This window comes from Leclercia adecarboxylata (genome assembly GCF_035787115.1).
Classification (GTDB): Bacteria; Pseudomonadota; Gammaproteobacteria; order Enterobacterales; family Enterobacteriaceae; genus Enterobacter; species Enterobacter adecarboxylatus_E.
In genome coordinates this window covers 191,443-207,140 of record NZ_JALKTL010000003.1, presented here as the reverse complement: position 1 = coordinate 207,140, position 15,698 = coordinate 191,443, and the positions used below count along the sequence as shown (strand labels likewise).

Sequence of the window (15,698 nt, the reverse complement as noted above, 5' to 3'; positions counted from 1 at the left end):
AGGCTCACCGTGCAAGGCGTACCCGAACAGTTCTTTGATGAGAGAGACAGCGCGCGCTTTCGCCATCTGGCGCAGGTGCCGGGTGTAGAGCTGTACCACGCGCATATCTCCCGTTACGCCTTTGAGCCACATACTCACGAAGCCTTTGGGATCGGTGCCATCGAAGCCGGTGCCGAACGCTTTCGCTACCGTGGGACGCAGTACGTCGCCCCGGTGCACTCCGTCGTCACCATGAATCCTGATGAGCTACACACCGGGGAGGCCGAAACCGCTGACGGCTGGCGCTACCGGATGATCTATCTCGAACCGGATCTGCTTGAGGAGGTGACAGGCATCCGTCACTGGTGGTTCAGCGACGTCACCCGCCACGATCCCGGCCGTTCGCAGCAGATTTGTCAGCTGATCTATGGCCTGTGGCACACCGACGATCCGCTGGCGCAAAAAGGCTTACTGCTGGATCTGATTGATACGTTCCAGCCGCTTGCGCGGCATGCGCCGGTTCTGCGCGAAGGGGCGCATCGCTTTGAGCGCGTGCGCGACTATCTGCATGACAACTATATGCATGCCCTGACCCTTGATGAGCTGGCGCAGGTGGTGTCGCTCAGTCCGTACCATTTTCAGCGTCAGTTCAAAGCCCATTTTCACGTCACGCCGCACCAGATGCTGATGGCCATCCGCCTGTGGCGCGCCAAAGCCTTTCTCACCCAGGGTCTTCCGGCGGCAGAGGTGGCCGCCGCGACGGGCCTGACCGATCAGTCGCATCTTACCCGGTCGTTTACCCGTCGCTATGGCATTACGCCGGTGCGCTACCAGAAACAGGTGACGCAGCGCTAATGCGCAATCTCATACAATACGCCTCCCCTTTGCCTTTCTACACTGCCAGCAGGTTAAGAGAAGATGGATGGAAAAATGATTAGCGGCGTATTGTATGCCCTGCTTGCGGGGTTAATGTGGGGGCTGATTTTTGTCGGCCCGCTGATTGTGCCGGAATACCCGGCGGCACTGCAGTCGATGGGGCGCTATCTGGCGCTGGGGCTGATCGCCCTGCCTATCGCCTGGCTGGGCCGCGCCCGGTTACGCCAGCTTAAGCGTCAGGACTGGCTGACCGCGCTGTCGCTGACCATGATGGGCAACCTGATCTATTACGTCTGCCTGGCAAGCGCCATCCAGCGCACCGGGGCCCCCGTTTCGACGATGATCATCGGCACCCTGCCGGTGGTGATCCCGGTGTTTGCCAATCTGCTCTACAGCCAGCGCGATGGCAAGCTGGCGTGGTCAAAGATGGTGCCTGGCCTGGCGGCGATTACCCTGGGGCTGGTGTGCGTGAATATTGCCGAGCTGCGTCACGGCATGGCCGGGGTCAGCGGCTGGCGCTATGTCTCCGGGATCCTGCTGGCGTCCGTTTCAGTGATCTGCTGGGCATGGTATGCCCTGCGCAATGCCCGCTGGCTGCGGGAGAATCCCGACAAGCATCCGATGATGTGGGCCACCGCCCAGGCGCTGGTGACGCTGCCGGTCTCCGTGCTGGGATATCTCGCCGCCTGCGCATGGCTGAACGTGCAGCAGCCGGACTTTTCCCTGCCGCTGGGTCCACGTCCGTGGGTCTTTCTCGGGCTGATGGTGGCGATTGCCGTCTGCTGCTCGTGGGTGGGAGCGCTGTGCTGGAACGTCGCCAGCCAGAAACTGCCGACGGTAATTTTAGGGCCGCTGATTGTCTTCGAAACCCTGGCCGGTCTGCTCTATACCTTCCTGATGCGTCAGAGCCTGCCGCCACTGCTTACCGGTACGGGGATTGTGTTGCTGGTAGTGGGGGTGGTGATTGCGGTGAGCGCGAAACCGGAAAAACCGAGGGTAATTCCGGTATCACAACCGTGAAAATGCCCGGCGGCGAGGTAAAAGCAAAACGGCAACCCCAGGGTTGCCGTTTTTAATGTGTGCTCCCTCTCCCGGTGGGAGAGGGTTGGGGTGAGGGCAACAGGCCGCATGCTTCCCGGGCCGGGTAAGCGTTAGCGCCACCCGGCATCTGTCAGAAGGTCTCCCAGTTAGCGTCCGTCGTCGCCTGCACCGGCTTCGCTTTTGCGGTATAAGTTTTCACCGGCGCGGCCTTAGCGGCCTGGCCCTTCGTAATCTTAAATACCGCCACCGCCTCGTTCAGGCGTGCCGCCTGCTCTTCCAGCGCTGCCGCGGCTGCCGCAGACTCCTCAACCAGCGAGGCGTTCTGCTGGGTCACGCGATCCATCTCGGCCACCGCCTGACCCACCTGATCGATCCCACGGCTTTGCTCATCAGAGGCGGAAGCGATTTCGCCCATAATGTCGGTGACGCGGGTGACGGCGCTGACAATTTCCGCCATCGTCTCTCCAGCCTCATTCACCAGCGCGGAACCGGCGCTGACGCGGGCGCCAGAGTCATCAATCAGCCCTTTAATCTCTTTCGCCGCCTGGGCGCTGCGCTGGGCCAGGGTACGCACTTCCCCTGCCACTACTGCAAACCCGCGACCCTGCTCCCCGGCACGCGCCGCTTCTACCGCCGCGTTCAGTGCCAGAATGTTGGTCTGGAAGGCGATGCCGTCAATCACATTGGTGATTTGGGCGATTTTGCTGGAGCTGTTGGCGATCTCGTCCATAGTGCGCACCACGCCTTCAACCACGTTTCCGCCTTTTTTCGCGGTACTTGAAGCATCCAGCGCCAGGCGCGACGCCTGACGGGCATTATCGGCGTTCTGCTTCACGGTGGCGGTCAGCTGTTCCATGCTGGCGGCGGTCTCTTCCAGAGAGGCCGCCTGCTGCTCGGTGCGGGAAGAGAGATCGTTGCTGCCTGCGGAGATTTCGCCCGCGCCGGTATAAATGGTGTCGGAGCCCTCGCGCACCACGCCTACGGTGTTCGACAGTGCCTTTTGCATCTCCTGCACGTTATGCGCCAGCAGCGCCATTTCGTTTTTGCCCTGGGCATCGATAGGCTGCGTCAGGTCGCCTGCGGCGATAGCGCGGATATGAGCAATGACCTCCTGCAGCGGCAGCAGCAGTACCCGGCGCATAGCGATCCAGCTGGAGACAATCACGGCGATCACCAGAAGCATCATCCCGGAAAGGATCCACAGGATACGTTTGTAGTCGCTTTCGTTATCTTGAATACCTTTATCGGTAAGGGCTGCCTGAGCCTGGCGCCACTCACGATAGACTTTCTGCATTGCGGTCTGCTTCTGCTCGGCGTTCTGCTTAAACATATCTTCCAGATTGCCCTGGGAGAGCAGAAGGTTCATCTGGGTCAGGGTGGCGGAATAGATGCGGTACTGCTCTTCCAGCTGGCTGGAGAGTTTTTCGTCCAGACCCGGCGTTTCCGGCAGCGCGTAATATTTGTCGTAATGGGCCTGGGCGTCTGCCAGCAGATTTTTCGCCGTGGTAACCAGCTCGTTCAGCTGACCGCCGTTGATCTGCGAAGCCATGCTGCTTTGCAGGCGCAGCATGCCGCGGTTCAGGGTGACACGTGCCTGGTTAAGGCTGATCCATGCGTCGGTGAATTCGGCCACGTTCTGGCTGGAGACCTGAGAAACGGTAAAGTTCTCTTTGTCGTTATTAAGCGCGTTGATGAAAATGCCGGCGGAGATCAGTTGCATGATCCCGAGCGCCAGCAGCACCGAAATCAGAAGGGTTATCACTTTTATACGTTTAAACATGCTTTGCCTTTTTTATATGCAGGTATTGTCTGACCTGTATCTATCGGCAGGCATGGCGGGTTGTTTACCGTATCTCCGCCTTTAAAAAGTTTCTAAACCCGTTTTTTAAATCCATTCATAGGGTTAAATCAGCTTTTTTTTGTGATCTGCTTCGCTTTTTTACCCCTGCCTATAAAGGGTTATAGCCTTGCCTTAAAGATGCATTTAAAATGCATCTTATCAAATAACGATGAGGTAACGACCATGGCCTTCCGCGACCAACCTTTAGGCGAGCTGGCGCTCTCCATCCCACGCGCTTCGGCGCTGTTTCGTAAATACGATATGGATTACTGCTGCGGCGGTAAGCAAACCCTGGCGCGTGCCGCATCGCGTAAGGAGCTGGATCTGGACCTCATCGAAGCTGAACTGACGAAACTGGCCGAGCAGCCGCTGGAAAAAGACTGGCGCAGCGTGGCGCTGGCAGAGATCATCGACCACATTATTGTGCGCTTCCATGACCGCCACCGCGAACAGCTGCCGGAGCTGATCCTGCAGGCCACCAAAGTTGAACGCGTCCATGCCCAGAAAGCCTCTGTTCCGCGCGGCCTGGCGAAAAACCTGACCCTGCTGCATGAAGAGCTCTCCAGCCACATGATGAAAGAAGAGCAGATCCTGTTCCCGATGATCAAGCAGGGAATGGGCAGTCAGGCGATGGGGCCTATCAGCGTGATGGAGAGCGAGCACGACGACGCCGGTGAACTGGTCGAAGTCATCAAACACATTACCCATAACGTCACCCCGCCAGCGGATGCCTGCACCACCTGGCGCGCCATGTACAACGGCATTAACGAGATGATCGACGATTTGATGGAACACATCAGTCTGGAGAATAATGTGCTGTTCCCGCGGGCGCTGGCCGGGGAATAAAAAAAGCCGAAGCGACCTGATGCCCTCACCCCGGCCCTCTCCTACAGGGGGAGGGTGCAAAAACTAAAAACGGCAACCGAAGTTGCCGTTTTGCTTTTACCTTACGCCTGCCATTCTTTTCTTACCGATAAACAGCCAGCCCAGCCCCAGTGCGATGAACCACAGCGGCGTAACGATGAGCGCCTGACGGGTATCCTCTTCCAGCGTCAGCAGTACCAGCACAAAGACAAAGAACGCCATGCAGACCCAGCACATCAGCTTGCCCAGCGGCATCTTGTAGATGGATTTTTCATGCAGGTGTGGACGCTGTTTGCGGTACACCAGGTACGAGCACAGGATGATGGTCCAGACGAACATAAACAGGATCGCAGAGACCGTGGTGATCATGGTGAACGCGCCAATCACGCTCGGGTTCACGTAGAGCATCACCACCCCGCCCAGCAGGCAGATGCAGGAGAAGGTCAGCCCTTTCGCCGGTACCGCACGTTTAGAGAGCTTAGCGAATGCGCCCGGCGCCACGCCTTCCTGGGCCAGACCATAGAGCATCCGGCTGGTCGAGAAGACCCCGCTGTTGGCCGAAGAGGCCGCTGAGGTCAGCACCACGAAGTTGATCAGGCTCGCCGCCGCCGGTAAACCGACCAGCACAAACAGCTCAACGAACGGGCTTTTGCTTGGCACGACGGAGCTCCACGGCGTGACCGACATAATGATGATCAGCGCAAAGACGTAAAACATGATGATACGCACGGGAATCGAGTTAATCGCCCGCGGCAGAGATTTCTCTGGATCTTTGGTTTCTGCGGCCGTGGTGCCTACCAGCTCAATCCCTACGAAGGCAAAGACCGCGATCTGGAAGCCGGCAAAGAACCCGCTCAGCCCTTTCGGGAACCAGCCGCCGTCGTTCCACAGATGGGTGAACGAGGCCTGCACGCCGCTCGGGGAGGTAAAGTGCGTCATTACCATCACCAGGCCGACCACGATCAGGCCCACGATGGCAACAATTTTGATCATCGCGAACCAGAACTCCATCTCACCGAACATTTTCACGGTGGCGAGGTTCAGGCTCAGCAGCAGAATGATGACAGCCAGCGAGGCCACCCAGTCGGACAGCCCCGGGAACCAGAACTGCGCATAGGCGGTAATGGCGACGACGTCGGCCATTCCGGTAACTACCCAGCAGAACCAGTAGGTCCAGCCGGTAAAGTAGCCCGCCCACGGCCCGAGAAGGTCGGAGGCAAAGTCGCTGAAGGATTTGTATTCGAGATTCGAGAGCAGCAACTCTCCCATTGCCCGCATCACGAAAAAGAGCATAAAGCCGATGATCATATAGACAAAAATGATCGACGGCCCGGCAAGACTGATGGTTTTGCCTGACCCCATAAACAGCCCGGTGCCGATAGCACCCCCGATTGCGATAAGCTGAATATGACGGTTTGTGAGATTACGCCGTAGCGACTGTTCAGCCGGTGCCTCTTCGTCGGCAACGACTTTTACCTGATCTACCATGTGATGTTTTCCTGTTGTTACTGCCTGTGTTGTTTAGGCTCTTCTGGCCCTTTATTACGTCGAAAAGCGACGGTCCCCGATTAAGGACTCATCGATATTAGGTAAGAATCGGCGGGATGAATACTATGATTTAAATATTATGTTAACAAGACGTTAAAACTGAGTGCTAAATCACTTAAGCTACGCAAAACAGCTCACAAAAATACACTGACTGTGTCCTTTTGCAAGATAATCTGTTGATTGGCACGTAACTATAGGTTTATTAACTGTTTTTCCTCTCCCCGGGAGGGGAGAGGGGTACGACCGGTCGCTTACAGGATTTCCAGCAACTCGACTTCGAAGACCAGGGTGCTGAATGGCGGAATAGACGCGCCAGCGCCACGCTCGCCATAGGCCAGGTTCTGCGGGATAGTCAGTTCCCATTTAGAACCGACCGGCATCAGGGTCAGGGCTTCGATCCAGCCTGGGATCACGCCGTTTACCGGGAATTCTGCCGGTTCGCCGCGGGCGACAGAGCTGTCGAACACGGTACCGTCGATCAGTTTACCGGTATAGTGCACGCGAACGTGGTCGGTGCGGGCCGGGATAGCGCCTTCACCCTGAGTAAGCACGCGGAACTGCAGGCCAGTTTCGGTACTGTTCACGCCTTCACGCTCACGGTTCTCTTCGAGGAATTTCTCGCCTGCTGCAGCCATCTCTTCGAAACGCGCACGACGTACAGCGTCAGCACGTTCGTGGATTTCACGCAGCGCGCGGTGAACCACATCTACCGGAACAGCTGGCTGCTTACCTTCCAGCGCATCGGCGATTCCCGCCACCAGCGCTTCAGGTAACAGACCCTGCAGACCTGATTCGCTCAGCTGCTGTCCTACCTGCAAACCAATGCCATAGCTTGCCTGCGCTTCGATTGTGTCAAAAGTCGGGGTGGTCATGGGATTTCCTTCCATCACATTTAAAGTAGCGGGCAGCATAACAGCCACCTCCCATCCGGTAAAACTTTGTCTTATGGAAAGATGACAAATTGCGACGAAACGGAAACAATAGAGACTATCTGGATTTTTCCCGAATGCGTGTCACGGAAGCCGGCTTTGTTACGCTCATCAGGCAGTTAGCAAACTATACTTCTCGGGACAGGAAAAAAGACGCGGAGCAGGAGGAGAGCCATGCCCGGGCCATTTGAACTAAAACCTACCCTGATGAAAATCTGGCATGCGCCGGACCACTTTCGCTTCATGGATCCCCTGCCGCCCCTGCACCGCAGAGGCATTATTATCGGCGCGCTGCTGGTGATTATCGGTTTTCTGCTGCCTGGCGCTGACGACAGCGCGACAACGCCCGTTCGTCGCGATGCCGAGCTGGACTTCCGTTCGCAGACGCAGCCGCAGCCAGATACGCAGCCAATGCAGACGCAGCTGGTGTCACCCTCAAACGATCCCGGCCAGGTCGCCCCTGTTGAGCCGGAGCCGATTCAGGAAGAGCAACCGCAGGAGCAGGCTGCCGCGCCGGTGCAATCCCAGCAGTCCCCTCCCGGTATTGAGCAGCAGTGGCGTACTTACCGGGTAGAGCCGGGTAAAACCCTGGCGCAGCTGTTCCGCGATCACAACCTGCCTGCCACCGATGTCTATGCGATGGCGCAGGTTGAGGGGGCAGGCAAGCCGCTGAGCAATCTGCAAAACGGCCAGATGGTGCAAATTCGCCAGAATGCGAGCGGCGTGGTGACAGGGCTGACCATTGACAGCGGAAATGGTCAGCAGGTGCTGTTTACCCGCCAGTCTGACGGCAGCTTCGTCCGCGCGAAATAGCTGTGTGCCCGGTGGCGTTTTGCTTACCGGGCCGGTTTTTCACTGACTTTGTTAACCCACCAGATCCCCGAGCAGACCAGCACCAGCGCCACGGCATATTTTATCTCCAGGATATTCTCACCCAGGAAAATGGCAGAGAGCACGGTTCCGGCAACCGGTACTAAAAAGTTGAAGGGTGCGATCATGCTGACGCGATTATGTTTCAGCAGCAAACTCCACAGCGCAAATGCCACCGAGGAGAGCAGGGTCAGATAGCCAAGGATTGCCACTGCTTTAACGCTGGGTACGGCCAGCGTCCCGCCGGTAATATAGCCCCCTGCCACCAGCAGCACTCCGCCAATCGCCAGCTGCCAGCCGGTCATCACCATCGGATCCACCGTCTGAGAAATGCGTTTTCCGTACAGCGTGGCGGCCGAAAGAATAAACGCCGCCAGCACCACAAAACCGTCTCCGTTCCAGACGAAGTGGAAGTCCTGCAAGCCGCTGTTAAAGTTCACGATCATCACCCCGGCAAAACCGAGGATACAGCCGAGTGCCTTGTTATAGCTTATCCTGTCGTTCTGATAGATAAAGTGCGCCAGCATGACGCTGAAGAAGGTGGCGGTCGCGTTCATAATCGACCCTTTAGCGCCCGTTGTGTACGCGAGTCCAATATAGAAAAACGTGTACTGAATCGTGGTTTGCGTCAGGCCTAGTATCGTCAGCTGCCCGAACTGCCGTGGGCTGAGCCGACCAATCGGTTTACGCTGGGCCAGGGCAAGCAGCAGTAATAGCAGGCCAGCAAACACAAAGCGATAACCCGCAAAGACCACTTTTGACGGAATATCGTTGGTGGCGATGTGAAAAAGTTCGTAGCCGCTTTTAATGGCGGGATAGGAGCTACCCCATAACAGACAGCACAGCGTCGCGCTGGCGAACACGATATTTTTGCGAGAGAAAAGCGGTGCAGGCAGAGCGGAGTCCATGACAAATCCCAAAGATAAAATAGTGTTTCATTTTATTATCGGGGAATGCGCAAGGAATAGCCACCATACAAGTCACAAAGAAGGCAAGAGGTGACTTTAAAAAGCAAAACGCCGGCACAAGGCCGGCGTCTCGACGTGGTGATGAGTAATTACTTACTCAGCAACAACGTTAACAACCAGTTTCGCGAAGACTTCGCTGTGAACCTGGAAGTCCACTTCGTGCTCACCGGTGGTACGCAGAACGCCGTTCGGCAGACGAACTTCGCTCTTAGCAACGTCAACGCCAGCTGCAGTTACAGCGTCAGCGATGTCGCGAGTACCGATGGAACCGAACAGTTTACCTTCGTCGCCAGATTTAGACGCGATGGTAACGGTGCCCAGTGCGTTGATTTTCTCAGCGCGAGCGTTAGCAGCCGCCAGAACGTCAGCCAGTTTGGCTTCCAGTTCAGCACGACGTGCTTCGAAAAACTCTACGTTTTTCTTGGTAGCAGGAACAGCTTTACCCTGTGGAACCAGGAAGTTACGAGCGTAGCCCGCTTTAACGTTTACCTGATCACCCAGGCTGCCCAGGTTTGCTACTTTATCAAGCAGAATAACTTGCATTACCTTATCCTCTTAAAGTCGTATTAATGGACCGTGCCCGATTACTGATGACGATCAGTGTACGGCAGCAGAGACAGGTAGCGAGCGCGTTTGATAGCGCGAGCCAGCTGACGCTGGTATTTTGCACGAGTACCGGTGATACGGCTTGGGACAATCTTACCGCTTTCGGTGATGTAGTTTTTCAGCGTTGCGATATCTTTATAGTCGATCTCTTGAACGCCTTCCGCGGTGAAACGGCAGAACTTGCGACGACGGAAATAACGTGCCATTTGGCTAGTCTCCAGAATCTATCAAATCAATCTGCTCGGCATGCAGAACAAGTTTGCTCAGGCCGTTCTTTGCCTTGTGGCAAGAGATGAACCCCTGAACCGTTACTGCGCTACCGACCGTTATACTGTGAGTAATGGCCTGGTTTTCGTGTCCGCTAATAATAACGGGCATTTGGCACCACGCCTGCCGGTGAAACCCGGCTTCCTCCTGCACTGAACGATGCTCAAGCACGAACTGGCAGTGAGGAATTCCTGATGGGCTGACCTTGCGAAGTGGGGTCCTGCACACGGTACCGGACAACACCAGACGGTTGGTCATCAGAAATTACTCTTCAGAATCCCCAGCATCAGAATCATCTGCGGTTTCGTTTGCGAAATCATCGCGACGCTCACGGCGCTCGTCTTTCGCTTTAACCATCGGAGATGCTTCAGTAACTGCGTTTTTGGTACGCATTACCATGCTACGGATAACGGCATCGTTGAAGCGGAAGTTAGTTTCCAGCTCATCGATCGCTTCCTGCGGCGCTTCAACGTTCAGCAGAACGTAGTGAGCTTTGTGCAGTTTGTTGATCGGATAAGCCAGCTGACGACGGCCCCAGTCTTCCAGACGGTGGATCGTGCCTTCTGCTGCAGTGATTGCACCAGTGTAGCGCTCGATCATGCCCGGAACCTGTTCGCTCTGGTCAGGATGGACCATAAAAACGATTTCGTAATGACGCATCGAATTGCTCCTTACGGATTATTCAGCCTCCTGTCTGGGTCAGCCGAGGCCCGGGGAGGCAAGGAACGTGTTAAAGGTCGGCTGAAAAATTGACGCGTCATAATACTTGCGCCCCCTTCGAAACTCAAGCTGATTGCGCAAATAATTCGCACAAAGCGCAAAGCTGGTCTAAGTGGGTGATTTACCATTACTCACGGGCGATCGCGGCGATTTTTTGAACAACAGCATCAGAAATGGTCGCCATAGCCTGTGAGATTCGTGCTTACACTTTAATCAGACCCTATCTGAGGACGAAATAAAGCAGTGATTATCGTCGCACCGTAGTTTGTCGTGGAGCGCATATCATGAAAAAAATCACCATTGCCTTTCTGGCTGCGCTTTTGCTGAGTGCAAACGCGACAGCAGCCATTCAGGTTGACGGCCGACAGGCCAGAAATATGGATGATGTGCAAAGTCTGGGCGTCATTTATATCAACCATAACTTCGCGACGGAAAGTGAAGCGACTGAAGCCATTAATGCAGAAGCCGATGCGCGGGATGCCCGCTATTATCACGTCATGCTCACCCGTGAACCGGGCAGCAACGGCAATATGCACGTCAGCGCAGATATCTATCGGTAATGCTTTGACGCTAGCACCAGGAAAGCCAACAACGAAAAAATTGTCATAGTATGATTAGCCCCCTGCCCGGGGGCTTTTTTTTATTTCTTCTTTTACTTCTGCCCGTAATAAGCATCGGCACCATGCTTGCGCATAAAATGTTTGTTCATCAGATAGCTGTCAACGGGCTTCAGGTGGGGATTTATGCCCTGGGCAATCCACGCCATTTTCGCCACCTCTTCCATGACCACGGCATTGTGCACGGCATCGTGAGTATCACTTCCCCAGGCAAAGGGACCATGCTGATACACCACAATTCCCGGTCTGTGCAGCGGTTCAGCGTCCCCCAGCGTTTCAATGATTACCTTACCGGTATTGTGCTCGTACTCCTCCTGCACCTCTGCTTCGGTTAAGGCCCGGGTACAGGGGATATCACCCAAAAAGTAATCTGCATGAGTGGTGCCGAGCGCGGGGATCGCCCGCCCTGCCTGCGCCCAGGCGGTAGCATGAGTCGAATGGGTATGCACTATGCCACCAAGGGAAGGGTAACGGCGGTACAGCGCCAGGTGGGTTGCGGTATCGGACGAAGGGCGCCACTGCCCCTCCACCACGTTGCCGTTGAGATCCACCATCACCACGTCATCCACGCGCAGGCTCTCGTAGGCCACCCCGCTGGGTTTGATCGCCACCAGCCCACGCCTCCGGTCGATAGCGCTGACGTTTCCCCAGGTGAAGGTGACAAGCCCGTAGCGCGGCAAACTCATGTTTGCCTCAAATACCTGCTGTTTAAGCTGCTGCATGATGTTCTTCTCCGAGTCCGGCTCGCGCCATCCGCTCAAGCACCCAGTCGCGCGCCTGCGCCACTTCACGCGCCGGATCCTCTGCCGTTTCGCTCCACATCTCAATCAGATAAGGCCCGCAATAGCCACTCTGTTTAAGCGTCCGGAAACAGCGTTCAAAATCCACGACACCGCTGCCAAAGGGGACGTTTTTGAATACCCCAGGACGGGTGTCTTTCACATGTACCGCCACGATATGTCCGATACCCGCCTGCAGCTCCATCTGCACGTCGTTATCCCACGCGGACAGGTTGCCGATATCGGGATAGAGCTGGAACCACGGGTTATTCAGGTAATGGGCATAACCCAGTGCCTTACTGATGGAGTTCATCAGCGGGTAATCCATGATCTCCATCGCCAGCGTGACCTGCGCACGGCTGGCCATTTCAACGCTCGCTTTCAGCCCCTCACGGAAACGACGGCGCGTTTCGTTGTTGGCCTGCTGATAGTAAACGTCATATCCGGCAAGCTGGATAACGCGGATGCCAACGTCCTGGGCGAAGCGAATCGCTTTACGCATGATCGCAAGCCCCTGCGCGCGCGCGGCGTCATCTTCACTGCCGAGCGGAAAACGACGGTGGGCGCTCAGGCACATCGAGGGCACGCGCACGCCGGTCTCGGCAATGGCGCTCACCAGTGCCAGGCGCTGTTCGCGGTCCCAGTCGAGGCGGGAAAGGCGTTCATCCGTCTCATCCACCGACATTTCGACGAAATCGAACCCCAGCGATTGCGCCAGCTTCAGCCGCTCGAGCCAGCACTCCCCGGTGGGGAGCGCTTTTTCATAAATGCCAAGCGGCACCTGTTTGCTTAACATAGCCGCTCCTTATCCCCATAGCTGGGCGATGGAACGTTTAAACTGGCGCGCAGCTTCCACCGGCGAGGCGGCATCGCGAATGCTACGGCCGGCGATAAAGACGTGAATCGGAATATCCGCGAACAGCGGTAAATCCTCCAGCGCCAGCCCGCCCGTCACTGTTACTTTGAACCCCATATCCGCCAGACGCTTAACGGCGCTGATATCCGCCTCGCCCCACGCAACGCCCGCGGCCTGCGCATCGCGGCTGCGGTGATAGACCACCTGCTGGATACCTGCAGCACGCCACGCTTCTGCCTGCTCCCATGTCCAGAAGCCGGTGAGTTCGATCTGGACGTCACCGTTAAATTCTTTCGCGACTTCCAGCGCGCCTTTGGCGGTGTTGATGTCTGCGCAGCAGATCACCGTGACCCAGTCGGCGTTAGCTTCGAAACACATCCGCGACAGGATTTTGCCGGCATCGGCAATTTTGGCGTCGGCCAGCACGATTTTATGCGGATAGAGAGCCTTCAGGTCACGCACGGCGCGCACGCCCTCCCCTACACACAGAATGGTGCCTACTTCGATGATGTCCACCTCTTCGGCGATCAGACGGGTGGTTTCGTAAGCGTGGGCCAGGGTCTGGTTATCCAGCGCAACCTGCAACATAGGTAATGACATTTTAAAATCCCTCTTAAGCTGCCGCCGCAGTGGCGTTGTCGATTAAATTCAGCACGTCCTGCGCGGTACGGCAGGCGCGTAAACGGTCAAAATTGGCTTCATCTTCAAACAGATTGACGATCTGCATAATGCCTACTTCCTGGTGGGTGTTGGCATCAACGGCCGACATAGTGATCAGAATGTCAACCGGATCGTTGTCGTCGTGGTTAAATACCAGCGGCTTTTTTAGGGTAACCAGTGCAAAACCGGTTTTTTTAACTCCCTCTTCCGGTCGGCCATGCGGCATCGCCAGGCCCGGCGCAATCACAAAGTACGGCCCGAACTGCGCAACCCCATCAAGAATGGCCTGGTAATAGCGCGGCTCGACCACATCGGCCTTTACCAGCAGATTCACGCCCAGCTTTACCGCCTCCTGCCAGGTACTGGCCTCGGCCTGAAGAAGGATGGCGTTGTTCTCAGCCAGAGAATCACGTAGCTTCACAGGAGCCTCCTTATTTCACGTCTTGTGGGAAGTGCGCTTTGATCACTTCCAGCAGTTTCGGCCCAAAGTCCGCAGGTGACAGCATGTTGCGCACTCCCACCACGTATTTATTACCTGCGACGCTGATCTCACCGGCAATGTGAGTAGAGGCGATGATAATGTCCGCGCCGTTCAGTTCACTTTTGTATTCACCCACCGCGCAGCTGTTCACCGTGTGGTCAATGTTTGACTGGGTTAAAAACTGGTCCACTTTCATCTTCATGATCATGGAGCTCCCTTGCCCATTGCCACACACAGCCAGGATACGTACGGTCATAATCGAAACTCCTTAGTGAGCAGAAACTTCTGCTGTTTGTTTTTCCGCATCTTCTTCAGCCCGCAGCGAACGGCCTGCGAAGAACATATAAGCCAGCGCTATCAGGATGATGACGCCCATAAAGACGAGGCCGACAGAGGCGAAGCCCTGCATCATCGGCGGTGCCAGAATTGACCAGTCCGCCATCCCCATCCAGGCGCTCATACCGGTGAGCTTGACCGCCCACACGCAGCCGAAAATTTCAATCATGCCCATCATCAGGCAGATCTTGAGCGCCGCGCGCCAGCCGCCAAAGTGGTTAGCAAAAACGCCGATAGTGGCGTTAGAGAAGAACATTGGAATAAAGCCAGGAATGATCAGAATGGACGAGCCGCATCCCACCAGGATGCCCACCGCAATCAGCTGGCCGATGGTGCCCCACATAAAGCCCCACACCACCGCATTCGGGGCAAAGCTATAAATTGCCGCGCAGTCAATCGCTAACACCGCGCCGGGGATCAGGCGCTGAGAGATGCCATTGAAGGCCTCAGACAATTCGGCAACAAACATGCGCACGCCCTGGGTGATGATGAAAATCGCCACAGCGAAGGAGAAGCCGGTTTGCAGGATATAGATGGTCCAGTGGGTTTTACCCGCCATGGTCTGGATGACGTCAATCCCGAAGGAGAGCAGGATGGCGCCGAAGAAAAGGGTCATTACGATCGCCGTTGAGACGATATTGTCGTGGAAGATATTCAACCAGCCGGGCAGCTTAAGATCTTCAACGCTCTCCTCTTTTTTACCCAGATACGGGGCGACTTTATAGGCAATCCATGAGGCAAACTGCTGCTGGTGACCAATAGAGAAACCGCAGCCGTCGGTCACTTCCTGCGTCGGTTTGAACATCATATTGGAGGTGATTCCCCAATAGAGTGAGACCAGGATCGCCGTACAGATAATGGTGGTCCACATCGGGTAGCCGAAGATATAGAGAGAAACCGCAATCAACCCGGCCTGCTGGAACATGATGTGCCCGGTCAGCATGATGGTGCGGATGCCAGTGACCCGACGCAGCAGAACGTAAATGATATTTAGCGCCAGTGCGAGCAGCACGGCGTACCCCACCCAGCTATAGGCATCACCCATGCGTTCGATGGTGGCCATCATTGAGGCGTAGGTATCTGATATTGCGCCGTTAATGCCATAAACCTCCGACATTTTAGCGACAACGGGCTTAAAGGTGCTGGTTAAAATGCCTGAACCTGCCTGAAGCAACATAAAACCGATAATGGTTTTGATCGTGCCTTTGATGATTACGCTCACGCTTTTACGCAGCAGGATATAACCCAGGCACGTCACGATACCCAGCAGTAGCGGGGCATTGGTCATTACCTGATTAAAAAAGACGGTAAAGACGCTGTAGAGGATCTCCATAACACTCTCCGGTATAGGCAGTACGATGCGTCATGCTCGTACAACAGACCCACACTCTAGTAATCACAAATAATCACAACAAGATTCATTTTGATTATTTGTGACCTATCACGCAAATTATTTCCCCA

At 55.7% G+C, this 15,698-nt stretch carries 19 protein-coding genes; 5 read left to right on the top strand and 14 right to left on the bottom strand.

The features are described 5' to 3' along the window. The first annotated feature begins 9 nt into the window (after nucleotides 1-9). Entirely contained in the window at nucleotides 10-834 is an 825-nt protein-coding gene (locus tag MXM41_RS11885; RefSeq protein ID WP_325932127.1) for an AraC family transcriptional regulator, read from the top strand. Nucleotides 835-909: 75 nt separating this feature from the next. Further along, the gene (locus MXM41_RS11880; RefSeq protein ID WP_325932568.1) at nucleotides 910-1,875 is read left to right on the top strand and encodes a DMT family transporter; all 966 of its coding nucleotides are present in this window, start codon (nucleotides 910-912) and stop codon (nucleotides 1,873-1,875) included. A 151-nt stretch (nucleotides 1,876-2,026) separates the two neighbouring features. Here MXM41_RS11880 and MXM41_RS11875 read toward each other — a convergent pair whose 3' ends face one another. Beyond that, nucleotides 2,027-3,676 carry a methyl-accepting chemotaxis protein gene (locus MXM41_RS11875; protein ID WP_325932126.1) on the bottom strand — a complete coding sequence of 550 codons (1,650 nt, stop codon included), beginning with the start codon at nucleotides 3,674-3,676 and terminating at the stop codon, nucleotides 2,027-2,029. A 243-nt stretch (nucleotides 3,677-3,919) separates the two neighbouring features. On the opposite strand from MXM41_RS11875, the gene ytfE reads away from it, so the two are divergent. Continuing rightward, nucleotides 3,920-4,582, top strand: a complete 663-nt coding sequence (gene ytfE / locus MXM41_RS11870) for an iron-sulfur cluster repair protein YtfE (protein WP_325932124.1) — start codon at nucleotides 3,920-3,922, stop codon at nucleotides 4,580-4,582. A gap of 96 nt (nucleotides 4,583-4,678) precedes the next feature. On the opposite strand, the gene cycA is transcribed toward ytfE, so the two are convergent. Both cycA and fklB read right to left on the bottom strand, forming a co-directional pair. Then, nucleotides 4,679-6,088: a D-serine/D-alanine/glycine transporter gene (cycA, locus tag MXM41_RS11865; protein WP_325932123.1), complete on the bottom strand. Its 1,410-nt coding sequence runs from the start codon at nucleotides 6,086-6,088 to the stop codon at nucleotides 4,679-4,681. 311 nt (nucleotides 6,089-6,399) lie between these two features. Continuing rightward, nucleotides 6,400-7,020, bottom strand: coding sequence for an FKBP-type peptidyl-prolyl cis-trans isomerase (fklB, locus tag MXM41_RS11860; RefSeq protein ID WP_325932122.1), 621 nt, complete (start codon nucleotides 7,018-7,020; stop codon nucleotides 6,400-6,402). Between the two features lie 231 nt (nucleotides 7,021-7,251). On the opposite strand from fklB, the gene MXM41_RS11855 reads away from it, so the two are divergent. Then, nucleotides 7,252-7,890, top strand: a complete 639-nt coding sequence (locus MXM41_RS11855) for an OapA family protein (protein WP_325932120.1) — start codon at nucleotides 7,252-7,254, stop codon at nucleotides 7,888-7,890. A gap of 23 nt (nucleotides 7,891-7,913) precedes the next feature. Here MXM41_RS11855 and MXM41_RS11850 read toward each other — a convergent pair whose 3' ends face one another. The 5 genes from MXM41_RS11850 to rpsF form a co-directional block, all read right to left on the bottom strand. Continuing rightward, nucleotides 7,914-8,855 carry a DMT family transporter gene (locus tag MXM41_RS11850; RefSeq protein WP_325932119.1) on the bottom strand — a complete coding sequence of 314 codons (942 nt, stop codon included), beginning with the start codon at nucleotides 8,853-8,855 and terminating at the stop codon, nucleotides 7,914-7,916. 153 nt (nucleotides 8,856-9,008) lie between these two features. Next, the gene (gene rplI, locus MXM41_RS11845) at nucleotides 9,009-9,458 is read right to left on the bottom strand and encodes a 50S ribosomal protein L9 (RefSeq protein ID WP_103177988.1); all 450 of its coding nucleotides are present in this window, start codon (nucleotides 9,456-9,458) and stop codon (nucleotides 9,009-9,011) included. A 41-nt stretch (nucleotides 9,459-9,499) separates the two neighbouring features. Then, entirely contained in the window at nucleotides 9,500-9,727 is a 228-nt protein-coding gene (rpsR, locus tag MXM41_RS11840) for a 30S ribosomal protein S18 (RefSeq protein ID WP_000135199.1), read from the bottom strand. A gap of 4 nt (nucleotides 9,728-9,731) precedes the next feature. Next, a complete protein-coding gene (gene priB / locus MXM41_RS11835; protein ID WP_039028462.1) occupies nucleotides 9,732-10,046 on the bottom strand; it encodes a primosomal replication protein N in 315 nt (104 codons plus the stop codon). Between the two features lie 6 nt (nucleotides 10,047-10,052). Next, complete coding sequence (rpsF, locus tag MXM41_RS11830) at nucleotides 10,053-10,448, bottom strand: 30S ribosomal protein S6 (RefSeq protein WP_011915632.1); 396 nt, start codon at nucleotides 10,446-10,448, stop codon at nucleotides 10,053-10,055. Between the two features lie 344 nt (nucleotides 10,449-10,792). Between rpsF and yjfY the strand changes: the two genes are divergently transcribed. Beyond that, on the top strand, nucleotides 10,793-11,068 hold the full coding sequence (yjfY, locus tag MXM41_RS11825; protein ID WP_325932118.1) for a DUF1471 family protein YjfY: 276 nt from the start codon (nucleotides 10,793-10,795) through the stop codon (nucleotides 11,066-11,068). Between the two features lie 92 nt (nucleotides 11,069-11,160). Here yjfY and MXM41_RS11820 read toward each other — a convergent pair whose 3' ends face one another. From MXM41_RS11820 to ulaA, 6 genes are read right to left on the bottom strand one after another with little or no spacing between them, the layout of a single operon-like run. Beyond that, nucleotides 11,161-11,847 (bottom strand): L-ribulose-5-phosphate 4-epimerase, encoded by a 687-nt coding sequence (locus MXM41_RS11820; RefSeq protein WP_325932117.1) that lies wholly within the window; start codon nucleotides 11,845-11,847, stop codon nucleotides 11,161-11,163. After that, on the bottom strand, nucleotides 11,834-12,700 hold the full coding sequence (locus MXM41_RS11815) for an L-ribulose-5-phosphate 3-epimerase (RefSeq protein WP_325932116.1): 867 nt from the start codon (nucleotides 12,698-12,700) through the stop codon (nucleotides 11,834-11,836). Before MXM41_RS11815 ends, MXM41_RS11820 begins: the two co-directional genes overlap by 14 nt. Nucleotides 12,701-12,709: 9 nt before the next feature. After that, a complete protein-coding gene (locus MXM41_RS11810) occupies nucleotides 12,710-13,360 on the bottom strand; it encodes a 3-keto-L-gulonate-6-phosphate decarboxylase UlaD (RefSeq protein WP_325932114.1) in 651 nt (216 codons plus the stop codon). 13 nt (nucleotides 13,361-13,373) lie between these two features. Then, complete coding sequence (ulaC, locus tag MXM41_RS11805) at nucleotides 13,374-13,841, bottom strand: PTS ascorbate transporter subunit IIA (protein ID WP_325932112.1); 468 nt, start codon at nucleotides 13,839-13,841, stop codon at nucleotides 13,374-13,376. A gap of 10 nt (nucleotides 13,842-13,851) precedes the next feature. Further along, nucleotides 13,852-14,157, bottom strand: coding sequence for a PTS ascorbate transporter subunit IIB (gene ulaB / locus MXM41_RS11800; protein WP_103177980.1), 306 nt, complete (start codon nucleotides 14,155-14,157; stop codon nucleotides 13,852-13,854). A 12-nt stretch (nucleotides 14,158-14,169) separates the two neighbouring features. After that, a complete protein-coding gene (ulaA, locus tag MXM41_RS11795) occupies nucleotides 14,170-15,570 on the bottom strand; it encodes a PTS ascorbate transporter subunit IIC (protein WP_325932111.1) in 1,401 nt (466 codons plus the stop codon). Nucleotides 15,571-15,698 lie beyond the last annotated feature (128 nt).